Source organism: Streptomyces sp. 2-1 (assembly GCF_048564895.1).
Taxonomy (GTDB): Bacteria; Actinomycetota; Actinomycetes; order Streptomycetales; family Streptomycetaceae; genus Streptomyces; species Streptomyces phaeochromogenes.
On sequence record NZ_CP183383.1, the window covers coordinates 9973983 to 10000294 of the forward strand.

Annotated in this window: 25 protein-coding genes; 12 read left to right on the top strand and 13 right to left on the bottom strand. The window is 70.9% G+C overall.

The annotated features are described in order from the left end of the window. The first annotated feature begins 53 nt into the window (after positions 1–53). The gene (locus tag ACN20J_RS43570) at positions 54–1355 is read left to right on the top strand and encodes an alpha/beta fold hydrolase (protein WP_364188443.1); all 1302 of its coding nucleotides are present in this window, start codon (positions 54–56) and stop codon (positions 1353–1355) included. Positions 1356–1486: 131 nt separating this feature from the next. Continuing rightward, entirely contained in the window at positions 1487–2221 is a 735-nt protein-coding gene (locus tag ACN20J_RS43575; protein ID WP_189844213.1) for a PIG-L deacetylase family protein, read from the top strand. 14 nt (positions 2222–2235) lie between these two features. Here the strand turns inward: ACN20J_RS43575 and ACN20J_RS43580 are convergent, their stop codons facing one another. Further along, complete coding sequence (locus ACN20J_RS43580) at positions 2236–2433, bottom strand: DUF5999 family protein (RefSeq protein WP_361885646.1); 198 nt, start codon at positions 2431–2433, stop codon at positions 2236–2238. Positions 2434–2649: 216 nt separating this feature from the next. Here ACN20J_RS43580 and ACN20J_RS43585 point away from each other — a divergent pair, with 216 nt between their 5' ends. Beyond that, positions 2650–3489: a pentapeptide repeat-containing protein gene (locus ACN20J_RS43585; protein WP_419668152.1), complete on the top strand. Its 840-nt coding sequence runs from the start codon at positions 2650–2652 to the stop codon at positions 3487–3489. Here ACN20J_RS43585 and ACN20J_RS43590 read toward each other — a convergent pair. Beyond that, complete coding sequence (locus ACN20J_RS43590) at positions 3457–4980, bottom strand: cytochrome P450 (protein WP_419668153.1); 1524 nt, start codon at positions 4978–4980, stop codon at positions 3457–3459. The genes ACN20J_RS43585 and ACN20J_RS43590 overlap by 33 nt on opposite strands. 122 nt (positions 4981–5102) lie before the next feature. On the opposite strand from ACN20J_RS43590, the gene ACN20J_RS43595 reads away from it, so the two are divergent. Beyond that, complete coding sequence (locus tag ACN20J_RS43595) at positions 5103–5711, top strand: TetR/AcrR family transcriptional regulator (RefSeq protein WP_189844210.1); 609 nt, start codon at positions 5103–5105, stop codon at positions 5709–5711. Between the two features lie 97 nt (positions 5712–5808). Further along, a complete protein-coding gene (locus tag ACN20J_RS43600; RefSeq protein ID WP_189844209.1) occupies positions 5809–6534 on the top strand; it encodes a DUF2470 domain-containing protein in 726 nt (241 codons plus the stop codon). 33 nt (positions 6535–6567) lie between these two features. Here the strand turns inward: ACN20J_RS43600 and ACN20J_RS43605 are convergent, their stop codons facing one another. The 3 genes from ACN20J_RS43605 to ACN20J_RS43615 all read right to left on the bottom strand — a co-directional run bounded on the left by ACN20J_RS43605 (position 6568) and on the right by ACN20J_RS43615 (position 9643). Then, positions 6568–7638, bottom strand: coding sequence for a hypothetical protein (locus ACN20J_RS43605; RefSeq protein WP_189844208.1), 1071 nt, complete (start codon positions 7636–7638; stop codon positions 6568–6570). Between the two features lie 88 nt (positions 7639–7726). Beyond that, complete coding sequence (locus tag ACN20J_RS43610; RefSeq protein ID WP_190232007.1) at positions 7727–8974, bottom strand: FUSC family protein; 1248 nt, start codon at positions 8972–8974, stop codon at positions 7727–7729. Positions 8975–9148: 174 nt separating this feature from the next. Then, positions 9149–9643 (bottom strand): FBP domain-containing protein, encoded by a 495-nt coding sequence (locus ACN20J_RS43615; protein WP_419668154.1) that lies wholly within the window; start codon positions 9641–9643, stop codon positions 9149–9151. A gap of 96 nt (positions 9644–9739) precedes the next feature. Between ACN20J_RS43615 and ACN20J_RS43620 the strand changes: the two genes are divergently transcribed. After that, complete coding sequence (locus tag ACN20J_RS43620) at positions 9740–10675, top strand: DUF3626 domain-containing protein (protein WP_419668155.1); 936 nt, start codon at positions 9740–9742, stop codon at positions 10673–10675. Here the strand turns inward: ACN20J_RS43620 and ACN20J_RS43625 are convergent. Further along, positions 10632–11282, bottom strand: a complete 651-nt coding sequence (locus tag ACN20J_RS43625) for a PAS domain S-box protein (RefSeq protein ID WP_419668156.1) — start codon at positions 11280–11282, stop codon at positions 10632–10634. The genes ACN20J_RS43620 and ACN20J_RS43625 overlap by 44 nt on opposite strands. Before the next feature lie 2 nt (positions 11283–11284). Continuing rightward, positions 11285–11674, bottom strand: a complete 390-nt coding sequence (locus ACN20J_RS43630; RefSeq protein WP_361992519.1) for a hypothetical protein — start codon at positions 11672–11674, stop codon at positions 11285–11287. A gap of 268 nt (positions 11675–11942) precedes the next feature. On the opposite strand from ACN20J_RS43630, the gene ACN20J_RS43635 reads away from it, so the two are divergent. Both ACN20J_RS43635 and ACN20J_RS43640 read left to right on the top strand, forming a co-directional pair. Then, a complete protein-coding gene (locus ACN20J_RS43635; protein WP_419668157.1) occupies positions 11943–15116 on the top strand; it encodes a bifunctional cytochrome P450/NADPH--P450 reductase in 3174 nt (1057 codons plus the stop codon). An 89-nt stretch (positions 15117–15205) separates the two neighbouring features. Further along, on the top strand, positions 15206–16177 hold the full coding sequence (locus ACN20J_RS43640) for a phosphotransferase family protein (RefSeq protein WP_419668158.1): 972 nt from the start codon (positions 15206–15208) through the stop codon (positions 16175–16177). A 67-nt stretch (positions 16178–16244) separates the two neighbouring features. Here ACN20J_RS43640 and ACN20J_RS43645 read toward each other — a convergent pair whose 3' ends face one another. The 4 genes from ACN20J_RS43645 to ACN20J_RS43660 are packed head-to-tail and all read right to left on the bottom strand — an operon-like array spanning position 16245 to position 20877. Next, positions 16245–17603, bottom strand: a complete 1359-nt coding sequence (locus ACN20J_RS43645) for a GH1 family beta-glucosidase (RefSeq protein WP_189844200.1) — start codon at positions 17601–17603, stop codon at positions 16245–16247. Between the two features lie 47 nt (positions 17604–17650). Further along, the gene (locus ACN20J_RS43650) at positions 17651–18571 is read right to left on the bottom strand and encodes a carbohydrate ABC transporter permease (RefSeq protein ID WP_189844199.1); all 921 of its coding nucleotides are present in this window, start codon (positions 18569–18571) and stop codon (positions 17651–17653) included. Then, positions 18564–19553 carry a carbohydrate ABC transporter permease gene (locus tag ACN20J_RS43655; RefSeq protein WP_189844198.1) on the bottom strand — a complete coding sequence of 330 codons (990 nt, stop codon included), beginning with the start codon at positions 19551–19553 and terminating at the stop codon, positions 18564–18566. The genes ACN20J_RS43650 and ACN20J_RS43655 overlap by 8 nt, the downstream gene beginning before the upstream one ends. 7 nt (positions 19554–19560) lie before the next feature. Further along, a complete protein-coding gene (locus ACN20J_RS43660) occupies positions 19561–20877 on the bottom strand; it encodes an ABC transporter substrate-binding protein (protein ID WP_419668159.1) in 1317 nt (438 codons plus the stop codon). 166 nt (positions 20878–21043) lie between these two features. Here ACN20J_RS43660 and ACN20J_RS43665 point away from each other — a divergent pair, with 166 nt between their 5' ends. After that, positions 21044–22336, top strand: a complete 1293-nt coding sequence (locus ACN20J_RS43665) for an ROK family transcriptional regulator (protein WP_189844196.1) — start codon at positions 21044–21046, stop codon at positions 22334–22336. A 166-nt stretch (positions 22337–22502) separates the two neighbouring features. After that, entirely contained in the window at positions 22503–22775 is a 273-nt protein-coding gene (locus ACN20J_RS43670) for a hypothetical protein (RefSeq protein ID WP_189844195.1), read from the top strand. Between the two features lie 102 nt (positions 22776–22877). Here ACN20J_RS43670 and ACN20J_RS43675 read toward each other — a convergent pair whose 3' ends face one another. Further along, positions 22878–23837, bottom strand: coding sequence for an SDR family NAD(P)-dependent oxidoreductase (locus tag ACN20J_RS43675; RefSeq protein WP_361992533.1), 960 nt, complete (start codon positions 23835–23837; stop codon positions 22878–22880). A 329-nt stretch (positions 23838–24166) separates the two neighbouring features. Continuing rightward, positions 24167–25192 (bottom strand): PHP domain-containing protein, encoded by a 1026-nt coding sequence (locus ACN20J_RS43680; protein ID WP_190232095.1) that lies wholly within the window; start codon positions 25190–25192, stop codon positions 24167–24169. A gap of 180 nt (positions 25193–25372) precedes the next feature. Here ACN20J_RS43680 and ACN20J_RS43685 point away from each other — a divergent pair, with 180 nt between their 5' ends. Continuing rightward, positions 25373–25609, top strand: coding sequence for a hypothetical protein (locus ACN20J_RS43685; protein WP_055617312.1), 237 nt, complete (start codon positions 25373–25375; stop codon positions 25607–25609). A gap of 334 nt (positions 25610–25943) precedes the next feature. Further along, complete coding sequence (locus ACN20J_RS43690; protein ID WP_189844193.1) at positions 25944–26309, top strand: hypothetical protein; 366 nt, start codon at positions 25944–25946, stop codon at positions 26307–26309. The last annotated feature ends 3 nt before the right edge of the window (positions 26310–26312 follow it).

The window sequence follows — 26312 nt, forward strand, 5'->3', positions numbered from 1 at the left end:
ACTTGTGCTGAACTGGTTCGCGGTCAGGAATCCGTCCGTCTCGGGAGCCCCTTTTGAGCGCCAGCTACCGTCAGCCCGGTGTCGTCCTCAGTGACCGCCGCTTCACCGTGCCCCTCGATCACGACAACCCCTCCGGGGAGACGATCGAGCTGTACGCGCGTGAAGTGGTCGGCAGCGACAAGGCGGACAAGGACCTGCCCTGGCTGGTGTACCTCCAGGGTGGCCCCGGCTTCGGGGCGAATCGTTTCGTCGGTAAGCAGGCCTGGCTCGGCCGCGCTCTGGAGGACTACCGCGTCCTGCTGCTCGACCAGCGCGGCACCGGCAGCTCCACGCCCGCCAACCGGCAGACCCTCCCGCTGCGCGGCGGCCCCCGCGAACAGGCCGACTACCTCGCGCTGTTCCGCGCCGACTCCATCGTTCGCGACTGCGAGGCGATCCGCCCGGCCGTCACCGGCGGCGCTCCCTGGGCCGTCCTCGGCCAGAGCTTCGGCGGCTTCTGCGCGGTCCACTACCTCTCCACCGCGCCCGAGGGCCTCAGCACCGCCCTGATCACCGGCGGCCTGCCCACCCTCGACGGCCACGCCGACGACGTCTACCGGGCCGCCTACCCGCGCATCGAGCGCAAGGTCGCCGCCCATTACGCGCGTTACCCCCAGGACGTCGAGCGCGCCCGGCGCATCGCCGAGCACCTGCTGCGGCACGAGCCCGTCCTGAACGGCGGTTACCGCCTCACCGTCGAGGCCTTCCAGTCCCTCGGCATCCTCCTCGGCGGCAGCGAGGGCAGCCACCGCCTGCACTACCTCCTGGAGAACGCCTTCGTCCGCACCGCCCAGGGCCCGGCCCTCTCGGACGCGTTCCAGGAGGACGTCCAGTCCCTCCTCTCGTACGCCGGACACCCGCTGTACGCACTGGTCCACGAGGCCTGCTACGCCCAGGGCGACCGCCCCACCGCCTGGTCCGCCGAGCGGGTCCGCGCCGACTTCCCGCAGTTCGACGCCGCCAAGACCCTCGCGGGCGACGGTCCGGTCCTGTTCACCGGCGAGTCCGTCCACCCCTGGACCTTCGACTGCGACCCGGCCCTGCGCCCCCTCCGCGAAACGGCCGACCTCCTCGCCGAACGCACCGACTGGCCCTCGCTTTACGACCCCGACCGCCTCGCCGCCAACGAGGTCCCCGTCGCCGCGGCCGTCTACCACGACGACATGTACGTCGACACCGACCACGCCCTGAGCACGGCCCGCACGATCCGCGGCCTGCGCACGTACGTGACGAACGAGTTCGAGCACGACGGCGTACGGGCGGGTGGCCCACGGGTACTGGACCGTCTGATCGACCTGGCGCGAGACGAGGCCTGACACTGGCGCGTCTCGCCATTTGAGGGCGCGTGGCTTCTTGTTCCTTCAGGGGCGCGGGGAACTGCGCGCCCAGCCACATGCGGCGCGCAGACTTCCAACGAGGTCCTCACTTAAACGCATAACCTACGACCATGACCGAGCCGACGAACAACCAGCTCAAGCCCATGCCCGAGGACTGGAAGCGCGCGCTTGCCGTCGTCGCCCACCCCGACGACCTGGAATACGGCTGCTCCGCGGCGATCGCGTCGTGGACGGACGGCGGTCGCGAGGTCACCTACGTCCTCGCAACGCGGGGAGAGGCGGGGATCGACACCCTGGAGCCGGAGAAATGCGGCCCGCTGCGTGAGCAGGAGCAGCGGGCCAGCGCCGCCGTCGTGGGCGTCACCGAGGTGGAGTTCCTCGACCACAAGGACGGCGTCGTCGAATACGGCACCGCCCTCAGGCGGGACATCGCCGCGGCGATCCGCAGGCACCGCCCCGAGCTGGTGATCACCCTCAACCACCGCGACACCTGGGGCGGGGTCGCCTGGAACACACCCGACCATGTCGCCGTGGGCCGGGCCACCCTGGACGCGGCCGGGGACGCGGGCAACCGCTGGATCTTCCCGGAGCTGGGCCTGGAGCCCTGGAACGGAGTGCGCTGGGTCGCTGTTGCGGGCTCCAACGCCCCCACACACGCCGTGGACGCGACCCCGGGCATGGAGCGCGCGGTGCTCTCCCTGCTCGAACACCGCACCTACATCGAGGTGTTGACGGACGAGGACCCCGAGACGTACGTACGCTCATTCCTCACCGGCTACGCGCAGTCCACGGGCGAACGCTTCGGCGGGAAGCCCGCGGTCGCCTTCGAACTCTTCAGCCGCTGAGGTCTCTGTCCGGCTCAGGCGGCCACCGGCTCGCGCATCGTGCGCAGCGGGCCCACGATGCGTCCGTCCGGCAGGAGTTCGCCGGTGTCGTCGAAGACGATGGTGCCGTTGCACAGCAGGTTCCAGCCCTGTTCCGGATGGGCGGACACGATGACCGCGTCGTGGTGGTGGGGGCTGTCGGCGGTGGGGCACGTGGGCCAGTGGGTGCACATGACGTCTCTCCGGGGTCTGTGAAGGGGCTCTTTCCTCCGTGATAGCGGAGTTTGTTTTCAGCTGTATTAGAGACGCCTCCGGCGCCGAGAACTCATCGGTGAGTTCGTTGCCCGCAAGGGAGTTGGATGTCCGGGAGGGAATCGGACGGCCGTGGGTCGAACGGCCGTCCGGGCGTCGGTGATCGGTACGGGCGTGCGCTGCGTAGGGTGGGGGACATGCAAGACGAAACCGGCACCGCAGCACCCGTCCCCACCGAGCTGAAGGCGGACTGCGCCCAGTGCTTCGGGCTGTGCTGTGTGGCGCTGCCCTTCTCCGCCTCGGCGGACTTCGCGATCGACAAGGCGGCCGGAAGCCCCTGCCGGAACCTCCGGACGGACAACCGCTGCGGCATCCACACGGAGCTGCGGCAGCGCGGCTTCAACGGCTGCACGGTCTACGACTGCTTCGGCGCGGGCCAGAAGGTCTCGCAGGTCACCTTCGGAGGCACGGACTGGCGCTCGGGCTCCGGGGAGCGGGCCCGGCTCATGTTCGACGTGTTCCCGGTCGTACGCCAGCTCCACGAGCTTCTCCGGTACCTCACGGAGGCGTTGGAACTGCCCGCCGCCCGCCCGATCCACCCCGAACTGCGCCGCGAGCTCGACAGGGCCGAGGCGCTCACCCGCAAGGCCCCGGAAGAGCTCGCCGAGCTGGACGTGTCGCCGGTCCGTCAGGACGTCAACGTCCTGTTGCTGCGCGCCAGTGAGCTGGCGCGTGCCGGTCTCGGCCGGGGCAGGAAGAAGGAGCGCCGGGGCGCCGACCTCATGGGCGCTCGCCTCAAGGGCGCCGACCTGAGGGGTGCCAACCTCCGCGGCGCCTTCCTCATCGCCGCCGATCTGACGGGCGCCGATCTGCGGAGCGCGGACCTGATCGGCGCGGACCTGCGCGACACGGATCTCACGGACGCCGATCTGACCGGCGCGCTCTTCCTCACCCAGCCGCAGGTCAACGCGGCGAAGGGCAGCGCCGGCACCAGGCTTCCGGCGTCAGTCACCCGCCCCGGTCACTGGACACCGTGAGACCGAGGACGGCTCGGACACCGCCGGGGTCTCCGGACGCGCGGGAGCTGCGGGGGAGCGGCGGTCGAGGTGCAGGGTCAGGCCCTCAGGCATCAGCGTGAGCCGCTCGGCGACCCGCAGCCGGTACGCCGGATCCGGCCGCAGCTCGTAGCGGCGCAGCAGCAGCCCCAGCACCAGCGTCGCCTCGTGCAGCGCGAACTGCCGCCCGATGCACGCCCGCGCACCGGTGCCGAACGGCTTGAAGGTGTGCGCGGGCCGGGCTCGTACAGCCGTGGGCTCGAAGCGGTCGGGATCGAATCCCTCCGCGTCCGCGCCCCACACCTCGGGGTCGCGGTGCAGCAGGGGGATCAGGACCAGGGCCCATGCCCCCCGGCGCATCGGATGGACACCGCCGAGGACCGTGTCCTCCTTGGCCTCACGGGCGTACGCCGGCGCGGTCGGCCACAGGCGCAGCGACTCGTCGAGCACGCGGCGTACGTAGCGGAGCCTGGCGACCTGCTCGTAGGCGGGCTGGGCTGTGTCGCCCCAGACACGGTCGATCTCCGCGCGGGCGCGGGCGGCGATGTCGGGGTGCTGCGCGAGGTAGTGCAGGGCGAAGGAGAGCGCGCCGGACGTCGTCTCGTGGCCCGCGATCAGGAAGGTGATGACCTGGCGGCGGATGTTCTCCGGCGTGAGGCGTTCGCCCGTCTCGGGATGTGCCGTGTCCAGCATCCGGTCCAGCAGGTCGCCTTCCCCGGCGGGCCCGTTGATGCGGGCCTCGACCACGTCGTCGACCGTGCGGTTGAGGTACGCCACGTCGGCGTCGTTGCGGCGGGTGGCTGAGCGCATCAGCACCGGGGCCAGCGGCACGGGGACCACGTTGAGCCGCTGCGCGTACATCAGGGCGCCGACCATGGCCGTGACGAAGGGGTGCGGCCGGGTGCGCTCGAACGAGCCGAAGTCGTGGCCGAAGCCGGTGCGGGCGATCGTCTCGAGCGTCAGCTTGGTCATGTCGCCGGGCACGTCGACGGCCCGGCCCGCCGCCTGATCGCCGTCCCAGCGGTCCGTCAGCCGGCCCGTCACCTCCAGCATCATCGCGTGGTAGCTCTCCATCGCGTCGCGGCTGAAGCCGGGCGCCAGCACGTCGTGCGCCAACTGCCAGTTGGGCTCGTGGTTGTACGCGGTGAACAGGCCGTCCCCGGCGACCGGCCGGAGGTTGGCGACGCCCAGCCCCACGTGCTTGGCGAACCGCGACTCGTCCGCCATCTCGCCCGAGAGCTTGGCGCCCCACACGAAGACGATCTCCTTGCCGAACCCCTTGCGCCGGAAGATCGGACCGAGCTGTCGCCCGACGCGCAGCGAATCCTGCAACGGGGTGCGGAGGTTGACGCCGACGACATCGCCGACCAACGGCACGCGGTGCGGCGGACGCGGGATGCGGCGCAGCTCGGGCCAGCCCAGCTCGGCACTGCGGAACCCCTTCGGCAGCGTGCTCCTCGTCGTCCCCGTCATCACGCCATCTCCCTTGTGCCGACCGCCGGTTGAGCTTGCTGTGCACGGCTTGTTGTACGCGGATTCAACAGCGACTGTCAGTGTGATCCCGCTGTTGAACCGACGTCAAGTAAGGTGCGGACATGGCCGCCAACGAGGGGGAGCGCACACGCCGTCGGCTCAGCACCGAGGAGCGCCGTGAGCAGTTGCTCTCGGTCGGCGCGCGGCTGTTCTCGGAGAGCCCGTACGAGGACGTGTGGATCGAGCAGGTCGCCGAACTCGCGGGCGTCTCACGCGGGTTGCTGTACCACTACTTCCCGACCAAGCGGGACTTCTTCGCGGCCGTCGTTGAGCGCGAGAGCAAGCGGATGCTGCGGGTCACCGCCGCCGTGCCCGGAGTGCCGGTGCGTGAACAGATCGACGCGGGACTCGACACCTTCCTGGAGTACGTCCAGGCGCACGCGCACGGCTTCCGCGCCTTCCATCGCGCCGAGGCTGCGGGGGACCAGGCCGTGCGCAGGGTGTACCGCGAGACGCTCGCCGCGCAGCAGCGGCAGATCCTGGAGGCGCTCGCGGCGGACCCGGAGACCGCCTGGACCGAGGAGGACCTGCCGACGCTGCGGATCGCCGTGCGGGGCTGGCTCGCCTTCATGGCGGCGGCCTGTCTGGAGTGGCTCAAGGAGCCCGGTCTGTCCCGGGATCAGGTGCGCGACCTGTGCGCACGGGCGCTGTTGGGTGCCATCACTCCGTGAATTCCCCGTCACCAAGGTGTGACGACCGGTGCCACGTGGTTGGCGTACACCCCGATCTTCGATAGGTTAGGCAAGGCTTACCTAAGGGAGGTTTGGGATGGGTGACCGTCACAGCTGGACGGCCGCGCCGGCCACGGCACAGCGTGCCCGCTCGGTGCTCGCCGCGGCATGGTCCTGCGCGGTGACCGCGGAGGGCGGTCGGGAGGAGTTCATCGGCGTGCACACCGTCGCCGAGGACGGCCGGGTGCTGCTGCACCTGCCGGACGACAGTACGCTCGCGGCGTCCGCGATCTGCGCGCCGCGCGGAGAGCCGTCCGCCGTCCTCGAGTTCGCCGATGTGGCGCCCGTCCCCGTACGGCACCGGATCCGCGCCAGGCTCTGGATGGCCGGTTGGTTCGCGCCCGAGGAAGGGCACTTGGCGTTCCACACCACGCGCGCCGTGCTCCGCGAGCCCGGCGGGGCGGTCGTCGTCGACCTCGACGAGTTCGCCATCGCCGAACCCGACCCGCTGGCCCTCGCGGAGGCGCAGCTGCTGACGCACCTCGCCGACGCCCACCCGGACGCGGTCGAGCGGCTGACCCGTCTCGTCGAACCGGACAGCCTGCACGGCGCCGTGCGCGTACAGCCGCTCGCCGTCGACCGGCACGGACTGACGCTGCGCATCGAGCGTGCGCGAGGCCACGGCGACGTACGGCTGCCCTTCCACCGGCCCGCCGACAACGTCGGACAGCTCACCGAGCGCATGCACGTCCTGCTCACGCAGGCGAGCAGCGCGAGTTGCCCGCGTGCGCTCCAGCGGCAGCGCACGGAGGGCGACGGCTGAGGTGAACACTCCGGCCGCGGGCCGGAGTCCGGTTCACCACTCGCCGTCCACGACGGGCTTGCCCGGCGCGTCTCCCAGCGGCTTGACCTGCTGGGGCGACGGCGGTTGCCACGGCGTGTGGTCGTCGCCGAGCCAGTCGCCGACCGGCTTGACCTCGCCGAGCGCGTCCGTGGGATCGAGGTCCGCGGCGTCCTGGTCGTAGTAGTCGAACCAGGGCAGTCCGGCCCGGGTGTAGGCCGCGCGGTCGACGGGCGACGGCGGGGGAGCCTCACCCGTGATGCGGCGCCACTCGGGCGGCGTCACGAGGTGGACGAAGACACGGCCGGCCGCCGTGGTGGCCCAGTCCGACAGCGGACGGTCGTCCTTGTAGACCTCCTGGCGCATCGAACCGCCGACGCCGAGACCCATCGCCGCCGCGGCGCGCGGCGCACTGCCCGCCGCAGCCGGAGCCGGAGCCGGAGCGCCCCACTGGGGTGCGGAACCGGGCGCCATGGGCATCGCCGCGCCGTAGCCGGCCGCCTCCGCGCTCCTGCGGCGCTGCTCCGCCGCCTCCGCCAGCCGGCGCTGCTCCTCACGCCAGGCGTGCAGCGCGGTGTCGTTCAGCGGGAACGACTGCAGCTGTACGCCGCCCCACACCTCCTCGCCGGTGACCTGGCCCTCGACCGTGGCACCGAGACCGAGCGGGACCGCCACGAACTGACGGACCGTGCCCTTCCCGGAGTTGATGCCGTCGAGCCACGGCTGCCGGGGCAGGACCACGTAGTTCTGCGGATTCCGCGTGGGCCGGGGGCTCCACGGCTTGCCGGAGACCGCGCACACCTTCCCGACGCCCACCTGGAGAGCGGCCGGTTCCGACGTACCGCCGAAGCTCAGCCACATCGCCTCGCGCAGATACACCGGCAGCATCACCCCGCCGCGCGCCAGCCACTCGGCGGGCACCGTCTGCGGGTAGTCCTCCACGCGCCGCAGCGGGAACTCGCCGAGCCCCGGGGGCAGGGGATGCGTGCCCGTCTCGGGCAGGCGCAGGGTACGGATGAACCGGACCTGCACACCGCCCGCCAGCCGCAGTGAGTTCCCGTCGATCCGCACGGTGCCGTCGGCCATCCGTAACTCCCTTTGTCGTCATGTGGACATGTCGTTCCGCAGTCGCCGTGTACGTCCAGTATCGGGACGTCGTACGGCGATCAGCACGTCACGTAGTACGACGTGAGGGGGCGGTACGGTTCCGCCGGGCGGAGCGCAGCCGTCGGCGGAGGCGGTCCAGGCGGGGCATCCGCTCGCGCTGTTCCCGCGTGCAGCGGTCCAGTTCCTCCAGGAGCCGGCGCGAGCGGTGCTCCATGTCGAGTTCGTCGAGTATCCGGGTGACCTCGGTGAGGGCGGCGCCGTGCAACTGCCACTGCCGGGCGTCCCGCTGGACCTCCTCCAGGAGGAGCTGGCTCAGCTTGTCGCGGGTGGCGGTCGCGGCGACGAGTTCGGAGGCGAGCCGGGATTCCGCCGACTCGGCGCTGCGACTGACATCGGTGGTGACCAGGACGGCGAAACTGACCACGGCGTCACCGACCTCCGCCAGCAACTGCTCCAGGGTCGCCCCGATCTCCGCCTCGAACAGCGGCTCCGGCGCACGCTCCTTGGCGAGGTCCGTCAGGGTGCGCGCGAGGACACGCAGCACCACCGTGCAGATCTCCAGCGTGTCGAGGCCGGTACGCAGCACGACCCGGTGCAGCAGCCCCTCCCGTACACGCGGATTGAGCCGCAGGCTGTCCTCGGCCTGTTTGAGGGCCGCGTCCACCTCGACGATGTCGTGGTCGAGCTCCCGTGCCTCGTGGAGCCGGGCCGCCGCGACCGCCACCGGAGTGCGGCCGGCGGCCTCCTCGCCGACGCGCAGCAGCAACTGCCGCATCCGGCGCGCCAGATCCTCGATGGACTCGCCTGCCGCGCCGACCCACACCGGGGGAGCGAACAGCAGATTGCAGCCGAACCCCACCACAGCGCCGATCAGCGTCTCCAGGATCCGCGCCCAGGCCGTGTCGCCGACCCGGGTGACCCCGAGGACCAGCATGGCGCTGATCGCCACCTCGGGCACGAACTCGCTGACCCGCACGAGGTGCCCGACGGCCAGCGAGGCGAGGATGAGCAGCCCCAGACTCCACCAGGTCAGCCCCACCAGCGCGCTGAAGACGATGGCGACGAGGACGCCCGCCACCACGGAGTTGACGCGCCGTATGCCGGTCGTGAGGGTGGCGTAGAGCGTCACCTGGACGACGAGGAGCGCGGTCAGGGGAGCGGTGAGAGGGGCTGCCTCCGGACTGAACCGCAGCGCCACCACGTACGCGATCGTCGCGGCCGCCGCGGAACGGACCGTCTGGACGATCACCGGCTCCTGGCGCCACTTCCCGATCCTGGCCCTGCCCGCGGCCCACGCCTCACGTACATCTCGCATCCTTGGGCACTTCCCGTTCCACAGCCGCACCGAACTCGTCCAGACGGCGCAGCTCACCCGAGACGACGGCAAGGAGGCACAGGCCGAGCGGCCAGCATGACACGGCCGACAACGCGTTGACCACGGCCGTTCGTGTCCCGCCCGCGTCGCACCCGGCGGCTGTCCGGCGACCCGTCAGGCGTACAGCCGGTCCAGGATGGCCGACAGATGGCCGGTCGCGCGGGCGATCTGCTCTTCCAGGGTGAGGCTCTCCTCGAAGCGGGACCCGGAGTCGAGCTGTTTCTTGCCGCGTACGTAGAGGGAGCAGGCGAGGTCGGCGCACATGTAGATGCCGACCGAGTTGCCCTCGCGGCCGGCCGTGCCCGCCTTGCGGGCCGTCATCAGGGAGACGCCGTTGCCCGGGTGGGTCGTCAGACAGACCGAGCACATGCTGCGGTGAAGGAAGCCGCGTTGCCCGGAGGGGAAACGCAGGGTCACGCCGGTGAGCCGGCCGGCCCGCTCGGTCACCAGGTAGCTGCGGTCGGGTGCTCCGGGATCTCGCCAACCGAGGAAGTCCAGGTCGTCCCACGGTCGTTCGGCCAGATCGCGCGGTATCGCCAGCCGTTTGGCCTCGCCCTTGGAGCAGTTGACAAATGAGTTGCGGATGTCCTGCTCGGAGAGTGGTCTCATCGTGAAGGGTTCTCCTGGTGCGTCGGTGGCCGGCCGGGGAAACCTAGGGGTACTAGGTTCTGGCCTAGGGTAAGTAGCCGTGTCGAGGGAGATCCAGTGAATTTCGGGGGCATTCGCTCACCGCGGGCGCGGGCTCTCCGTCATGTCGCGGCGCTGTCGTCGGGGCCCGCCCTCGATCCGGCACTGCGGGTGACCCTGAATCTGCACCCGGACCGCCTGGTGCGCGGGCGCCCGATCCTGGAGGCGCTGGCCGAGGACGGCACGTACCACTCGCAGTTCGTCACGGGCACGAGCAACGGCGGGCTGACGGCACATCCGGGCGGCGACCGATGGCGCTGGGAGAGCCGGATGTTCGGCGGGGCGTACGACGCGGCGGCCCCGCACGAGCGGCCGGTGTACGGCGCGCTGAACTTCCGGCACCAAGTGGTCGGTGCCGCACCGCGATTCGGCTCAGCGCACTTCCGGCTGACCTCGGACGCGCTGTGGCGCGCCACGTTCTGCTATCCGGACAGCTCCGTCGATCCGACGGCGTTCGGGGTCGCCGACGGGATGTCCCTCATCGGCCTGGCCGAGGCGGACGACCGGGACGCCCTCGACGACTACATCGAGGCGCAGGTGCACGGACTGGTCGCCCTGGACCGGGACATGGAGGCGCTGGTCCTGGACGCCTGCTACCGCGGCACTCCGGTCGAGGCCGCGGCCCGGCGGCTGCCCTGCCCGGTCGAATGGCACCCCGGGTACCGGCTCTCCGTCGAGGAGTTGGGCCGCCACCCGGACTTCCGCGGTCCGCGGTACGTCGAGTTGGGGGCGCGGATCGCCGAGGACGGGCACCTCGACCCGCGGGTCATCGGCGACGCCGTCCGTACGGGGCGTCACGACCCGCAGGACCTGAAGAAGGTGTGGCACTGCCTGGCCAGGTTCGGGGCGCCCGCCGGACAGGCCGCCCCGGCCGGCGAGTCGGCGGACCGGGCGGTCGGCCAGGCGTTCGCTAGTCGAGGGGAGCGGCCGACGGTGGCCAGGCGCCGGGGGTGAGTACGCCCAAGGCGTAGGCGCGGGCGACCAGTTCCGTGCGGTTGGCCGCGTTCCAGCGGCGGGTCAGGCGGCGCAGGTGGTAGTTGACGCCGTCCACGGTGAGGCCGGTCTCGCGGGCGGCGTGCGCGGTGGTCGCGCCGCCCGCGAGCAGGGCCAGGATGCGGGCCTCGGCCCCAGTGGCCGGCGGCTCGGCGGGAGCGGGCGTCGGTGTGTCCGGCTCCTGTTCGCCGAGCACCCGCAGCAGGACGAGCAGATTGGTGGTCGCGTCGATGGTGTCGCTGACCGGGTCGGCGGTGAGCTCCCCGTACCGCTCGGTGCCGCCGGGGGCACGCCAGCGGACCGAGATCTGGTAGCGCGAGCGGTGCCGCAGGCGCAGTGCCTCCGCGATGCGCTCCACCTGCGTCGCCTGCTGGGGCTGGAACAGATCCAGTACGTCCCGGCCGCGGAGGCCGCCCGGAGTCGCGCCCCATTCCGCCGCCATCGCCGGGTTGGCCAGGACGATCGTCCCGTAGACGTCGCACACCGCGATCGGCATCGGGATGCGGTCGAAGAGAGTCATGGCCCGGTTGCGCCAGACCACCGCGGACTCGGGAGGTACGTCGGGCATGGTCAGGCGTCGTCGTCGCTGTCGTCGTCGTCCTCGACCGTGTGCGAGTCCGCGTTGGACAGGCGCAGCGCGAGGGTGCGCAGGAGTTCCGTGCTCTTGATTTCGGTGCGGCCCGTGTCGTGGACCTCGGCGAGTTCCGAGAACAGGAAGGCGAAGGCGCCGACCAGGGAGATCGCCGCGGGCATCAGGGCGTCGATGACGGCCTGACCCGCCTCGGCCGGGGTCGCGTCGCCGGGGACCTCGACCGACGGGAACACCTCGGTCACCAGCCTGCCGAGCTGTGCCTCTCCGGCGTCTATGTCGACCTCGACGTCCTCGTTGAGCCTGCGCACCATTTCCTGGGTCTCGGTCAGGACGCCGATGGCTCGCAGGATGATCTCGCTCTGTTCCATGTGGGGAGCCTATGCGCTCCGCTTATTCGGCGGGGGAGACGGCTGGGCGTTGTGTGTTGGGTGCGGGTCTGCTGTGGCTGGGTGCGCAGTTCCCCGCGCCCCTGGGTGGGAAGGGGCACCCGGAGTTGTAAGGGGCGCCCCCAGTTGCAAGGGCCGACGCGCAGAAAGCGCTACACGATCATGTAGCCCTGTGGCGCGAACGGGCGCGCGGGCTGGTCGAAGCTGGGACGGCCGTGACCTCCGTACCACGAAAGGCAGTTGTCGCGTCATGACCCCCACCGTGTCGCATCCGCAGGTCGTCGGGACCCTTGATGGTGTTCCCGTTGTTGATATCTCCGCCGTTGGACCCGGCCGCACCCCACTGCAGCAGGTCATGGAGTTGAGCCGGGCCCACGGTCCGGTGCTCGTGCGGCGGCTGCACGGGCGGGACACCCTGTTCGTGAGTGACCTTGAACTGGTGACCGAGCTCGCCGACGAGACGCGGTTCGCCAAGCATGTCGGGCCCGCTCTGGAGAACGTGCGGGAGTTCGCCGCGGACGGGCTCTTCACGGCGTACAACGACGAGCCGAACTGGGCCAAGGCGCACGACATCCTGATGCCCGCCTTCGCGCTCGGGTCGATGCGGACGTATCACCCGATGATGCTGAAGGTGGCGCGCAGGCTGATCGACTCGTGGGACCGCGGGGCTCGTGACGGGGCTCCGGTGAACGTTCCCGACGACATGACGCGGATGACGCTCGACACCATCGGTCTTGCCGGTTTCGGCTACGACTTCGGGTCCTTCGAGCGGGACGAGCCGCACCCGTTCGTCGAGGCCATGGTCCGGTGCCTGGAGTGGAGCATGACCAGGCTGAGCCGCCTCCCCGGCCAGGACCACTCCGCGGCGGACGCTGCCTTCCAGGGCGACTCCGACTACCTGGCGCAGGTGGTCGACGACGTGATCGAGGCCCGGGTCTCCGAAGGAGAGGGCACTGCCGAGGACCTGCTCGGGCTCATGCTCTCCGCCGAGCACCCCGTCGACGGCACCAAGCTGGACACCGCCAACATCCGCAACCAGGTGATCACCTTCCTGATCGCGGGCCACGAGACCACGTCCGGCGCCATGTCGTTCGCGCTCCACTACCTCGCCAAGCACCCCGCCGTCCTCCAGCTCGTACAGCGCGAGGTGGACGCGCTGTGGGGCGACACGGCCGACCCCGAGCCGACGTTCGACGAGGTCGGGCAGCTCGCGTACACCCGGCAGGTGCTCAACGAGGCGCTCCGGCTGTGGCCGACGGCCGCCGTGTTCGGCCGGCACGCACGGGAGGACACGCTCCTCGGCGGGCAGATCCCGCTGAGCGCCGGGCAGGGCGTCATGGTGCTCGCCCCGATGCTGCACCGGCAGCCTGTGTGGGGCGACAACCCCGAGCTGTTCGACCCCTCGCGCTTCACACCGGAGGCGGAGGCCGCGCGCTCCCCGCACGCGTTCAAGCCGTTCGGCACCGGCGAACGCGCCTGTATCGGGCGGCAGTTCGCGTTGCACGAGGCGACCATGCTGCTGGCGATGATCGTCCACCGCTACCGGCTGCACGACCACGCCGACTACCGGCTCACGGTCAAGGAGACGCTGACGCTGAAGCCCGACGGCTTCACGCTCACGCTCACACCGCGCACGACGGCCGACAGGGAGCACGCCCAACTCCCGGGCGCCGCACGGCAACAGGAGACCCCGGCCGACGAGAAGACGCTGCCCGCACGGGTACGCCACGGCACCCGGGCGCTCTTCCTGCACGGCAGCAACTACGGGACCTGCCGCGAATTCGCCGCACAACTGGCCGACGAGGCAGCCGTGTTGGGGTGTGAGAGCGAGGTGGCGGCGCTGGACGCGTACGCCGACGGGCTGCCCACCGACCGCCCCGTCGTCATCACCGCGGCCTCCTACAACGGCCGGCCCACCGACGACGCCACCGCCTTCGCCGCCTGGCTGGACGAGGCCCCGGCCGCCGCCGACCTGACGTACGCCGTCCTGGGTGTCGGCGACCGCAACTGGGCCGCCACCTACCAGCACTTCCCGACCCGCATCGACGACCGGCTGGCCGAACTGGGCGGCACCCGGCTCCTGGACCGCACGGCCGCCGACGCCTCGGGCGACCTCGGCGGGACCGTCCGCGCCTTCACCGCCAGGCTGCGCACGGCCCTGCTGGAGAAGTACGGCGACCCGGACGCCACGGACGCCACCGCACCGGACGACGCGGAGACGGCCTACGAGGTCCGTACGCTGACCGGCGGCCCCTTCGACGCGCTCGCCGCCCGGCACGATCTCGTCCCGATGACGGTCACCGATGCCTATGACCTCACCGCTCCCGGCCACCCGCGCACGAAGCGCTTCGTGCGGCTCGCCCTGCCCGACGGCGCGACCTACCGCACGGGCGACCACCTCACCGTGCTGCCCGTCAACGCTCCGGAACTCGTCGAGAGGGCCGCGGCTGCTCTTGGCGTGGACCTCGACTCCGTGCTCGACATCCGGGCGAGCCGCCCGCGCCGCGACGGAATCGCCGTGGACCGGCCGTTGACGGTACGTCAACTGCTCTCCCATCACGTGGAGTTGCAGGACCGCCCCACCGCCGACCGGTTGGTGGTACTCGCCGCCGCGAACCCGTGCCCGCCCGAACGGGCTGCCCTCGCCGACGTCCAGGACTCCGACCCGCGGACTCTGATCGAGCTAGTCGAGGCGTACCCCGCGCTGCGCGGAGCGCTGGACTGGCCGCTGCTGCTCGAAGAGATCCTCACGCCTCTGCGCCCCCGCACCTACTCGATCTCGTCCTCGCCCGCCACCGACCCCTCCCACGCCGACCTGATGGTCTCGCTGCTGGAGGCGCCGGCCCGCTCGGGCAACGGCGTCTACACGGGGACCGGCTCCGGGCACCTGGGCGCGGTCAAGCCGGGCGACACCGTGCTGGCCCGGGTCCAACCGTGCCGGGAGGCCTTCCGTATCGACCACTCGGCGCCGGTCGTCATGGTGGCGGCGGGAACGGGCCTCGCCCCCTTCCGCGGAGCCATCGCGGACCGCGCCGCGACGAACGCTCAACTGGCCCCCGCTCTCTGCTACTTCGGCTGCGACGCCCCGGACGCCGACTTTCTGCACGCCGAGGAACTCCGCGCCGCCGAGGGAGCCGGAGCCGTCTCCCTGCGCCCCGCCTTCAGCACGGCCCCCGTCGACGGCGTCGCCTTCGTCCAGCACCGGATCGCCGCAGAGGCGGACGAGGTGTGGGACCTGCTGAACTCAGGCGCCCGCGTGTATGTCTGCGGCGACGGTTCACGGATGGCACCCGGGGTGCGCGACGCCTTCCGTACCCTGTATCGGGACCGTACGCGGGGCGCCGACGACGCGGCCTGCGAGCGGTGGCTCGACGAGCTGATCGCGGCGGGCCGCTACGTGGAGGACGTCTACGCGGCCGGGTGAGCCGCGCGGCGGCGGATCGCCGACCGGGCAGCGCAACACCGAGCGGCACAAGGACGAGCGACGCGACGACGAGGACGGGGTGGGGCGGAATGTCGGAGGAGCGGGCCGGACGGATCCTGGAGGCGGCCGGGTTTCCGCCCGGCAGCCTCGCCGGCTGCCGTCCGATGAGCGGCGGGACGTACAACACCGTCGAGGAACTCCGCCTCACCGACGGCAGCCGGTACATGCTGAAGATCCCGCCCCCGCCGACCGTCCCCGGCATGAGCCACGAGCGCGAACTCCTCGTCTCGGAGGCGGAGTTCTACCGCGCCGCCGCCACGGTCGACGTGCCCGCACCGCGAGTCGTGCACGTGAGTCTCGACGCGTCCGAAGGCTGCCATCTTCTGATGACGGCCTGCCCGGGTGACGGCTGGGACGACTCCTACTCGGATGCCGAAGAGGCCGGTCTGCGGCGGGAGTTGGGGCGGCACGTGGCCCGCCTCCACCAGGTGATCGGCCCCGGCTTCGGCTACCCGTCCGGGGCTCTCGGCCCCCTGTCCGCCGACTGGCGTACGGCCTTCACCGCCATCTACGACGCCGTCCTGGACGACGCCCGCCGGTACGAGGCCTGGCTGCCGCGCCCGGTGGACGAGGTGGCCCGCGCGGCCAAGACGGCGTACGACGCCCTGGACGAGGTCACGGACCCGCGCCTGGTGCACTTCGATCTGTGGCGGGGGAACATTCTGCTCGACCGACCGGAAGGCGGCGGCGAGCCCAGGATCGGCGGACTGATCGACGGCGAGCGCATGTTCTGGGGAGACCCGCTCGCGGACTTCGTCTCCCTGGCACTCCTCGGTGACATCAGGAAGGACCACGACTTCCTGACGGGATATCAAGAGAGGGGCGGACGGGCCGAGTTCACCCACTCGGCCCGTCAGCGCCTCGCCCTCTACCGCAGCTATCTCTACCTGATCATGCTCATCGAGACCGTCCCGCGGGGCGCCGGGGACGAGCAGGTCGCCTGGGTCAGGGAACGCGTCGCCCCGGAACTCACCGCGGCCCTGGACGAACTCGGCCAGTAGCCCTGGGACTTGGTTAGCTGGCCTCGGGCTCGGTCAGCGAGGCTGGGACTGGCTCGGCCGGTGAGCCTCAGGCCGCCTTCCGTGCCCTCCCGCCGTGCTCCCGGATGATCTCCGCGTACCGTTGCCCGCTGCCCTTCACCGTGCGCCGCTGCGTCTGGTAGTCGACGTGCACGAGCCCGAAACGCTTGTCGTAGCCGTACGCCCACTCGAAGTTGTCCAGCAGCGACCAGGCGAAGTAGCCCGCCAGGGGAGCCCCCTTGCGGACGGCCGATGCGCAGGCCGCCAGGTGCTGTTCGAGGTACAGGGTGCGCTCGGGGTCGTCGACCGTACCGTCGGCGCGGACGACGTCCGGGTAGGCGGAGCCGTTCTCGGTGACGTACAGCCGCCGGGCGCCGTAGTCGTCGGTGAGGCGCAGCAGCAGGCTCTCGATGCCGGACGCGTCGACCTCCCAGTCCATGCCCGTGCGCGGCACGCCCGGCCGACGGACCGACTGGGCGAAGGGGGCCGGCCCGTCGGGGTCGTCGGTGACGGCCGAGGGGAAGTAGTAGTTGAGGCCCAGCCAGTCCAGGGGCTGGGCGATGGTCTCCAAGTCGCCCGCCCGCTCGGGGAGTTCGACCCCGTACACCTCGCGCATGTCGGCCGGGAAGCCGCGGCCGTGGACCGGGTCGAGCCACCAGCGGTTGGTGTGGCCGTCCAGGCGCCGGGCCGCCGCGATGTCCTCGGGGCGGTCGGTGGCGGGCTCGATGCTGGAGAGGTTGTTGACGATGCCGACCTCGGCGCCGGGAGCGGCGGCCCGGATCGCCTGGGTGGCGAGGCCGTGGCCCAGCAGCAGGTGGTACGAGGTGCGGACGGCCGCCGTGAGGTCCGTGAGGCCGGGAGCCATCCGCCCCTCCAGATGGCCGATCCACGCGGAGCACAGCGGCTCGTTGAGGGTCGTCCAGTGCTTGACCCGGTCACCGAGGCGCTCGGCGACGGCCGTCGCGTACGCCGCAAGGTGGTACGCCGTGTCGCGCTCGGGCCAGCCGCCCCGGTCCTGGAGGACCTGTGGCAGGTCCCAGTGGTAGAGGGTCACCGACGGCGTGATCCCCGCCTCCAGCAGACCGTCGACCAGCGAGTCGTAGAAGTCGAGGCCCTTGGCGTTCACCGGGCCGTCGCCGCCCGGCACGACGCGCGGCCAGGCCACCGACAGCCGGTACGCGTTGGTGCCCAGCTCCTTCATCAGGGCGATGTCCTCGCGCCACCGGTGGTAGTGGTCGCAGGCGACGTCCCCGTGGTCGTCGCCGTCCACCTTTCCCGGCGTGTGCGAGAAGGTGTCCCAGATGGAGGGCGAGCGGCCGTCCTCGGCGACGGCACCCTCGATCTGGTACGCCGACGTGGCCGTCCCCCACACGAAGTCCTGGGGGAGCGCGGCGAGATCGATGGTCACAGAAGTCCTTTCGGAGGAAGGGGAGTTGGAGCGCAGGGAGGAGTCGGTCACTTCACGGCCCCGGCGGTGAGCCCGGCGACCAGATAGCGCTGGAGCAGCAGGAACCCGGCGACCACGGGGACGCTCACGACGAGCGAGGCGGCCATGACCTGGTTCCAGTACACGTCGTTCTGCGTGGCGTAGCCCTTGAGGCCGACGGCGAGCGTGCGGGTGGTGTCGTTGGTCATCACCGACGCGAACAGCACTTCGCCCCACGCGGTCATGAACGCGTACACCGCGACCGCGACGATCCCGGGGACTGCGGCGGGCACGACGACCCGGAAGAGGGCGCCGAGCGGCCCGCAGCCGTCCACCATCGCCGCCTCGTCCAGGTCCCGCGGCACCGACTCGAAGTAGCCGATCAGCATCCAGATCGAGAACGGCAGCGAGAACGTCAGATAGGTCAGGATCAGGCCGATCCGCGAGCCGAAGAGCGCGATGCCGGTGGTGTTGCCGATGTTCACGTAGATCAGGAACAGCGGGAGCAGGAAGAGGATCCCGGGGAACATCTGGGTGGACAGCACGGTCACGGTGAACAGGCGTTTCCCGCGGAAGCGGTAGCGGCTCACCCCGTACGCGGCGAAGATCGCGATCACCACCGAGAAGACCGTCGCCGCGCCCGCCACGATCAGCGAGTTGACGAAGTACTTCGCCAGCGGAACGGTCGACCAGATGTCGATGTACGGGCGGATCGTCAGCCCGCTCGGCACCCAGCGGAACTTCCCCGACACGTCCTGCAGCGGTTTCAGCGAGCTGGACAGCATCACGTACACCGGAAGCAGGACGAAGCCGGTCAGCAGGGTGAGGAAGATCCGGCGCGACCAGAGGAAGGACCGCGGCGCGGCCATCGGTGACCGTGGCGCCGACGGCGTCCGCTTGGAAGGTGACTGCTTGGGCAGTGACTCCTTGGACAGTGCCTGGCTAGACATCGGCGGCCCTCCGTCCGCGCGAGGTCAGGACGAGGTAGATGCCGGTCACGACCAGCAGGAACAGCAGCAGCATCACGGACATCGCCGATCCCGTCCCGAAGTTCCATGTGACGAACGACGACTGGTAGATGTGGATCGAGATCAGGTCCGCCGCCTCCGGTGCCGCCTGGCCGAACAGCACGTACGGCGTGTTGAAGTCGTTGAACGTCCACAGGAAGAGCACCAGTACGAGCACCTGGTTGACCGGGCGCAGCGAGGGCAGCGTGATGCGGCGGATCTGCTGGACCATGCCGGCCCCGTCGATCGCCGCCGCCTCGTACAGCTCCTTGGGGATGTTCTGCAGGCCCGCCATCACGATGAGGAAGGCGAACGGCCAGCCCTTCCACACCGACACGACGAGCAGCGCGACGAAGCTGTTGTCGCCTATCAGCCAGAAGGACGGGCTGTCGGTGAGGCCCAGCTGGTCGTGCAGCACGTGGTTCACCAGGCCGTTGTCGCGCTGGAACATGAACGCCCAGGTGATGACGGCCGCGTACACCGGGAGCGCGTACGGGATGAGGAAGATCGCGCGCAGGAAGCCACGGCCGCGGAACGTCTCCTGCATGTAGACCGCGGCCGTCGTGCCGAGCAGCCAGCACAGCCCGACGGACAGCACGGTGAAGGCGCAGGTCACGAAGAAGGAGTGGAGCAGCGCCTCACCGACGGGCGCGTCGAAGTCCACGGACAGGCTGTAGTTGTCGAACCCCGCCCAGGGCGCGGCGCCCCAGTCGCGGATGTAGAACTGCGTGAGCTCCTTGAAGCTCATCACGATGCCGATGACCATCGGCACCAGATGGACGAGGAGTTCGAGCAGCAGGGCGGGCAGGAGGAGCAGATACGGCAGGGCGATACGGCGTACGCGCCCGGTGCGGCGGCGCGGGGTGGGCCCCGTCGCACCGGGCAACGCCTCTTCCCCGACCGCGGGTTGAGCGGTCACGGTCATCGAGCGCTCACTTCTTCGGCATCTGCTGCTGAGCCTCGGAGAGCTTCTCCTTGACCGAGGCGGTCGTGATCGGCCGGCCGGCCGCCGCGTCCGCGAACAGCTCCTTCACGGCCGTGCCGACCGCCGTCTCGAACTGCGACTCGTTGGGCACCTGCGGCAGCGGGGCGGCGCTCTTGGCGAGCGTGTCCCTGATCACCTTCAGCGCGGGCGTGTTGAACGCGGGATCGTCCTGGGCGGCCTTGACCGGCGGGATGGACCCGTACGTCTTGTTGAGCGTCTTCTGTTCGGCGTCGCTCGTCATGAACTTCACGAACTTCGTGGCGCCGTCGATGTTGTCGGTGTTCTTGAAGACGGCCAGGTTGATGCCCGCCACCATCGAGTTGACGGCGGTGCCCGACCCCGGGCTGCCGGACTGGACCGGCACCGGCGCGACACCCCAGTCGTCGTCGCTCATGCCGTGCGCCTTGAGCGTGGTCGCGGCGGTCTGCCACATCACCATCGCCGTCTTGTCCTTGGCGAAGTCCTGCAGCGACTGGTTCTGCGCGTACTCGGCGTTGCCGGGCGCGACGACCTTGTCCTTGCCCATCAGATCGACGTACTGCTTGACCGCCGCGACGGCCCCGTCGGAGGTGAAGTCGGGCTTTCCGTCGGCGTCGAAGAAGTCGGCGCCGTGCTGCTTGCCGAGGACGAAGACGTGGTGGATGTTCTCCGACGGGTTCGAACCCTCGGCGGCCAGCGCCCACTTGCCGTCCTTGGAGATCTTCTTCCCGTCGGCGACCAGCTCGTCCCACGTGGCGGGCGGCCCGGATATCCCGGCGTCCGCGAACATCTTCTTGTTGTAGTAGAGCGCGTACGCCATCGAGTACAGCGGCACCGCCGCCGGATCCGAGCCGGTGGCCCCCGCCGAGCCGAGCGCCGACTCGACGAACCGGTCCTTGCCGCCGATCTTGTCGAAGTTCTTGGCGTCCCAGGGCAGCAGAGCCCCCGTCGCCTGGAGCGAGGCCGACCAGGTGTTGCCGATGTTGAGGACGTCCGGGCCCTGGCCCGAAGTGGTCGCGGCGAGAATGCGGTTGAGGAGGTCGGACCAGGGGACGACCTCCAGCTTGACCTTGATGCCGGTGTCCTTCTCGAACTTCTTCAGCTCGGGCGTGAGGATCTTTTTGTCGGCCTCGATGCTCGGGCCCTGGTTGGAGGCCCAGTAGGTGAGCGTCTTCGGCGAGTCGTTGGACCCGCCTTCCGTCGACGAGCCACCGCCGCAGGCGGTCACGGCGGCCAGCAGTGAGACGGTGACCGCGCTCGCGGCCGCGGCTCGGGTTCTGCGCATGACGTCTGGCGTCCCTTCCCGGAGGGAGATGCGCAAGGGCGCCGCGTTCACTTCCCGAACGCCCTCACGGCTTAATTTAGAACGTGAGTTAAGACCCGGAAGAAACTCGCGTCAAGGGATGACGCAGCGGTATCTTGCAGGTCGGGGGACGGCGGGAAGGAACCACATGGCGGGGCGGAACGGTCGTACGGTGCGTGACCTGCGGCGGGGCAATCGAACAGCGGTGCTGCGGCGGCTCTACTTCGAAGGACCGATGAGCCGCTTCGAGCTCGGTCCGGCCACCGGACTGAGTTCCGGTTCCATCAGCAATGTCGTTGCCGAGCTCGTCGGCGACGGTCTGGTGGAGGAGGCGGGCAGCGTCGATTCCGACGGCGGGCGCCCGCGCACTCTGCTGCGGGTCGCCCCCGCCAGCGGCCACATGATCGGCGTGGACGTCGGCGAGACCCGCGTACGTGTCGAGCTCTTCGACCTCACCCTCACCGAACTCGCCCGCACGGAACGGCCCTTGGAGCATCAGGGCTACGACGTCGACGTCATCGTCGGCCACATCCGCGACGGCATCGCGGAGGTCCTCGCCGCCGCCGAGATCGCCCCCGAGCAGCTGCTGGGCGTCGGCATCGGAGTGCCCGGCATAGTGGAGCGCACTCCGGCCGAGGGCGCCGTGGTGCACGGCCAGACCATCGGCTGGCCGGCCGTCCCGCTGGAGTCCCTGCTCCGCACCGCCTGCGGGCTCCCGGACTCCGTCCCGTACTTCACCGACAACGGCGCCAAGACGCTCGGCCAGGCGGAGATGTGGTTCGGCGCCGGACGCGGCGCGGACAACGCGGTCGTGGTCCTCTTCGGCTCCGGCGTCGGCGCCAGCCTCGTCACGGACGACGTGGAGCGCGGCCGGGCCGTGGAGTGGGGGCATCTGACCGTACGGGTCAGGGGGCGCCGCTGCCGGTGCGGTGCGCTCGGCTGCCTGGAGGCCTACGCGGGTGCCGAAGCCCTCCTGGAGCGCTGGGAGGAGGCGGGCGGACAGCCGCCGAAGCGGGTCGACGAGGAGACCGCCCTCACCGCGATGCTCGCCGCGGCCTATCCGGCCGACGGCTCGGCGGCCGACACGACGGCGCTCGCCGTGCTGGAGGAGACGGCCGAATACCTGGGTGCGGGCCTGTCCGACCTGATCAACCTCTTCCAGCCCGAGCGCATCCTGATCGGCGGCTGGGCCGGACTCCAGCTGGGCTCCCGCTTCCTGCCCGCCGTCCGCGAACACGCCGTCTCGTACGCGCTGCGCTACCCCGCCGAGCGGGTCACCATCGAGCTCGGCGCCCTCGGCCCCGACGCCGTCACGGTCGGCGCCGCGATCCTCCCGCTCGCCGACTTCTTCGCACACGGTGGACGACGCCCCGGCCCCGAACCGGGCGACAACCAGCTCCCGGCCTGGCGCGCGGCCATGGAGGAACGCGCTCCGCATTGACGCCTTCCGGGGGTTTCACCGGCCGCGTCGGCAGGTACCCGCACCAGGGCCGACGCGGAGGTCCGGCGGAGTTCCGTCCGACGACGAATTCCGTCCGACGATGGATTCAGTCCGGCGAGGAGTTCCGTCCGGCCAGGAATGACACCGACGAGGAGGGGAGCGCGCCGTGAGCGACGACCGGACGAAGAGGGCGGGGGAGGACGCGGGTCCCGTCCCCCGGGACATGCCGGACCAGCAGGCCCAGGAGGGCGGGGACCGCTGGGACGTCACGCCCGCCGACCCCACGCGGCGCGAGGGCTCCGACGAGGACGCGCCGGAGCCGGAGCCGGACACCGACGTTCCCGACACCGACGAGGCGGGGACGCGACGGCGGGGTGACGAGGACTCCGGCAGCACCGTGCACCCCGAACACCCGGGGCCGGAGGAGTCCCCGGCCTGAGCCGAGGTCTCGGCCGGGCCGTTCGATCTCCGCGGAGTCGTCGTCCGTGGCCGGTCGCGCCCGCGCGGTCGCGGTCAGGTGCAGAGGTGCAGGTGCAGGTGCTCAGGCGAAGGCGTTCACGCCGGTGAGCTCCGCGGAGAGGGTCCACAGGCGGGCCGCCGACGCCGGGTCGACGGCGTAGTCACGTACGCCGATGCGTTCGCCGTCGGCCGGGGCGGGCTCGGAGATGTCGCAGTCCTCGCAGTAGACGCCGCCCATGCCGGACAACTGGGGCGAGGTCGCCGCCCACACCTGGGTGGCCGCACCCTGTTCGGGGGTCTTGAAGCCCGCCGGGTTCAGCGGGGTGCCGTTCTCGTCGATCCAGCCGCGCTCGACCATCTCCTCCTTGGGGAGGTGCCGCTGGAGCGGGGTGAGGATGCCGCCCGGGTGCAGTGAGAAGGCCCGTACGCCGGAGTCCTTGCCGAGGGCGTCGAGCTGTACGGCGAACAGGACGTTGGCGGTCTTCGCCTGCCCGTACGCCTGCCACTTGTCGTAGCCCTGCCGCCAGTGCGGGTCGTCCCAGCGGATGTCGGAGTAGTGGTGGCCGGCCGAGGAGACGGAGACGACACGGGCACCGCCCGGGGCGAGCGCCGGCCAGAGCCGGTTGACGAGGGCGAAGTGGCCCAGGTGGTTGGTCGCGAACTGGGCCTCCCAGCCCGGTCCGACGCGGGTCTCCGGGCAGGCCATGATCCCGGCGTTGTCGATGAGGATGTCGATGGTGCGGCCCGAGGCGAGGAAGCGCTCGGCGAAGGCACGGACGCTGTCCAGGTCACCGAGGTCGAGCTCGTCCACCTCGACACCGTCGAGGCCGGCGACCGCCTCCTCGGCGACCGACCTGCGCCGCGCCGGGACGACGACCCGGGCACCGGCCTTGGTGAGCGCGCGGGTCGTCTCCAGGCCGAGCCCCGAGTAGCCGCCGGTGACGATCGCCAGCTTCCCCGTGAGGTCGATGCCGTCGAGCACGTCGTCCGCGCTGCTCCGGAGGTCGAATCCCGAACCGATCTTGTGCTGTGCAGTGGTCATATAGCCGACGCTACGAATTGAAGCGCTCTCGAAGTCAAGCGTGGACCGGCGTGGCGCGAGGGAAGTGCGCGGAGACAGCGGAAAGGCCCCGACCGGACGGGGGAATCACGGTCGGGGCCGTCTGTGGGTGGCCACGGATGGCGGTCGCCTCTCGGCGGAGTGCTCCACAGGGCTTCAGCCGAACGATCTTCCCTGTGGGCGGAAGGTGAGGCCCGGGGACACTGTTCCATCCGCACCCACAGCTGATTTAACGGGAAACTACCGGCGAGTGTTCCCAGGTCCGCGCGGCGTGTTCCGTGACGTGTGTCACGACGAGGTTTCACGACGTCCTATGGGGTTTCACGGCGTCCTGTCCACGCCAGCAGCTCCTTGGCGGTCCAGGTGTTGACCACGCGCTCCGGAGGCACCCCGCACTCCTCGGCCCGTGCGCATCCGTACAGCTGCCAGTCGAGCTGCCCGGGCGCGTGGGCGTCGGTGTCCACGGAGAACAGCACACCCGCCTCGACCGCCCGGCGCAGCAGTCGGCGCGGTGGGTCGAGCCGCTCCGGGCGGCTGTTGATCTCGACCGCCGTGCCCGTCTCGGCACAGGCGGCGAAGACCTCGTCCGCGTCGAACTCCGACTCGGGCCGCCCGCGCCCCGTGACCAGCCGCCCAGTGCAGTGGCCCAGTACATCGGAGTGCGGATCGCGTACGGCGGCGACCATCCGGCGCGTCATCGCGCCCGCGTTCATCCTCAGCTTGGAGTGCACGGACACGACCACGAGATCGAGCCGGTCCAGCAGCTCCGGCTCCTGGTCGAGGGACCCGTCGTCGAGGATGTCGCACTCGATACCGGTGAGCAGCCGGAAGGGAGCCCAGCGCTCGTTGAGTTCCGCGACCAGGGCGAGCTGTTCCCGCAGCCGCTCAGGAGACAGCCCGCGCGCCACCGTGAGCCGCGGGGAGTGGTCGGTGAGCACCGCCCACTCGTGCCCGAGCCGCGCCGCCGTACGGCCCATCTCCTCGATGGGGCTGCCGCCGTCCGACCAGTCCGAGTGCAGATGACAGTCGCCGCGCAGCAGCGCCCGCAGCTCCTCGCCACCCTGGACGAGAGGGCCCGCGGCCTCCTGTTCCTGTTCCAGCTTCTCCAGGTAGCCCGGTGTCTGTCCGGCCAGCGCCTCGCGCACCACCTGCGCGGTCTTCGGCCCGATGCCCTTCAGCGACTCCAGCGACCCGTCGGCTGACCGCCGGGCCACCTCGTCGGCGGGCAGCCCCGTGACCACGCCCTCCGCCGTGCGGAACGCCTGTACGCGATAGGTGGGAGCCAGGGACCGCTCCAGCAGGAAGGCGATCCGGTCCAGGGCCTCGGCCGGGTCCATACCCCCAGCCTGGCGCAGCCCGCCGCCGCCCGCACGGCAGCCGACATGGCCTCGTTGTGCCACCATGAATTGCGACCTCGTACGGACGTCGGCCACGTCGGCGCCGCCGAGTGCCACGACGACCGACAGGCGCCGCCCGGGCAGGCTTATCGGCGGCACGCGTGTGGAACCGGTGGGATCATGACTGAAATCGCAAGCCCCCACATCTCGTACCCGCGGATCACGGTCCTGGGCGTCCAGCCCGGCGATCCGCCCTTCCGCATCGTGGAGATCGACGGCGCTGTCATCGGCGAGGCCAGGAGCTTCACGGACGTCCTGATGGCCGCCGCGGCGTACGGGATTCCGGTGCATGACGCCGATGACCCCGCGGTGGTGCGGTGGGTCGGTGGAGACAAGCTCACCTGGCATCTTCGGTAGGGCTCCGCGGGGAGCAGGGTCACGCTGCGGGCCGGTGAGGGCTGATCGCGCCCGCGCGGCGGAGCCGCGTGTGTCACACCCCCCTTCGAGAGCCCGTTGTGGGTGCCGTCCGCTGTTCGGGTGAATGCTCGGGGGAGCGCGCGGACCAGGGGTTTTCGCGCCGTGGTGAGCCGTCGCGGACTGGACGGCTTCGTGCATCGGCAGGCATCGGGAGGCGAGTGCGGCCGTGCATGGGCCCGCTCCCACGAGGGCACTTTGATCTTGGCGGTCACCGTGATCACGATCCGGCCAGGTTGCCCTGCGTGTATCCCTCCCTCGTACGACTGGAGTCGTCATGTTCCGTCGCCTCGCCCTGCCCGGGGCCCTGCTTGCCGCCGTCGCCGTCCTGGGCGCTGCTCCCGCCACGACGGCCGCGCCCACGGCACCCGCCGCGGGCTCCGTGTGCTTCTGGACCGGGGCCGGACAGCACGGCACGTCCTGGTGCTACACACCACCGGGCTATACGGACGTACCGGAGTCCTTGCACGACAAGGCGGCCTCGTTCCGCTCGGACGCGAACACCGCCGTGTACGCCATCGACTGGGCCCGTGACACCTGCTACTACCGGCTGATCCGGGCGCACGACCTGGCCGACAACTGGCCCTGGGGCGCCCGGCTCGACGGGGTGTCCGACACCACGATGGGCTGCGAGGTCGGCTGAGCC

Coding starts and splice junctions, on each gene's coding strand:
- ACN20J_RS43590 (WP_419668153.1), bottom strand. CDS start 4,980: ATGACGGGGACGACGAGGAGCACGCTGCCGAAGGGGTTCCGCAGTGCC.
- ACN20J_RS43635 (WP_419668157.1), top strand. CDS start 11,943: ATGACCCCCACCGTGTCGCATCCGCAGGTCGTCGGGACCCTTGATGGT.
- ACN20J_RS43585 (WP_419668152.1), top strand. CDS start 2,650: ATGCAAGACGAAACCGGCACCGCAGCACCCGTCCCCACCGAGCTGAAG.
- ACN20J_RS43665 (WP_189844196.1), top strand. CDS start 21,044: ATGGCGGGGCGGAACGGTCGTACGGTGCGTGACCTGCGGCGGGGCAAT.
- ACN20J_RS43660 (WP_419668159.1), bottom strand. CDS start 20,877: ATGCGCAGAACCCGAGCCGCGGCCGCGAGCGCGGTCACCGTCTCACTG.
- ACN20J_RS43610 (WP_190232007.1), bottom strand. CDS start 8,974: ATGCGAGATGTACGTGAGGCGTGGGCCGCGGGCAGGGCCAGGATCGGG.
- ACN20J_RS43615 (WP_419668154.1), bottom strand. CDS start 9,643: ATGAGACCACTCTCCGAGCAGGACATCCGCAACTCATTTGTCAACTGC.
- ACN20J_RS43625 (WP_419668156.1), bottom strand. CDS start 11,282: ATGCCCGACGTACCTCCCGAGTCCGCGGTGGTCTGGCGCAACCGGGCC.
- ACN20J_RS43655 (WP_189844198.1), bottom strand. CDS start 19,553: ATGACCGTGACCGCTCAACCCGCGGTCGGGGAAGAGGCGTTGCCCGGT.
- ACN20J_RS43580 (WP_361885646.1), bottom strand. CDS start 2,433: ATGTGCACCCACTGGCCCACGTGCCCCACCGCCGACAGCCCCCACCAC.
- ACN20J_RS43575 (WP_189844213.1), top strand. CDS start 1,487: ATGACCGAGCCGACGAACAACCAGCTCAAGCCCATGCCCGAGGACTGG.
- ACN20J_RS43640 (WP_419668158.1), top strand. CDS start 15,206: ATGTCGGAGGAGCGGGCCGGACGGATCCTGGAGGCGGCCGGGTTTCCG.
- ACN20J_RS43630 (WP_361992519.1), bottom strand. CDS start 11,674: ATGGAACAGAGCGAGATCATCCTGCGAGCCATCGGCGTCCTGACCGAG.
- ACN20J_RS43650 (WP_189844199.1), bottom strand. CDS start 18,571: ATGTCTAGCCAGGCACTGTCCAAGGAGTCACTGCCCAAGCAGTCACCT.
- ACN20J_RS43675 (WP_361992533.1), bottom strand. CDS start 23,837: ATGACCACTGCACAGCACAAGATCGGTTCGGGATTCGACCTCCGGAGC.
- ACN20J_RS43600 (WP_189844209.1), top strand. CDS start 5,809: ATGGGTGACCGTCACAGCTGGACGGCCGCGCCGGCCACGGCACAGCGT.
- ACN20J_RS43690 (WP_189844193.1), top strand. CDS start 25,944: ATGTTCCGTCGCCTCGCCCTGCCCGGGGCCCTGCTTGCCGCCGTCGCC.
- ACN20J_RS43680 (WP_190232095.1), bottom strand. CDS start 25,192: ATGGACCCGGCCGAGGCCCTGGACCGGATCGCCTTCCTGCTGGAGCGG.
- ACN20J_RS43595 (WP_189844210.1), top strand. CDS start 5,103: ATGGCCGCCAACGAGGGGGAGCGCACACGCCGTCGGCTCAGCACCGAG.
- ACN20J_RS43685 (WP_055617312.1), top strand. CDS start 25,373: ATGACTGAAATCGCAAGCCCCCACATCTCGTACCCGCGGATCACGGTC.
- ACN20J_RS43605 (WP_189844208.1), bottom strand. CDS start 7,638: ATGGCCGACGGCACCGTGCGGATCGACGGGAACTCACTGCGGCTGGCG.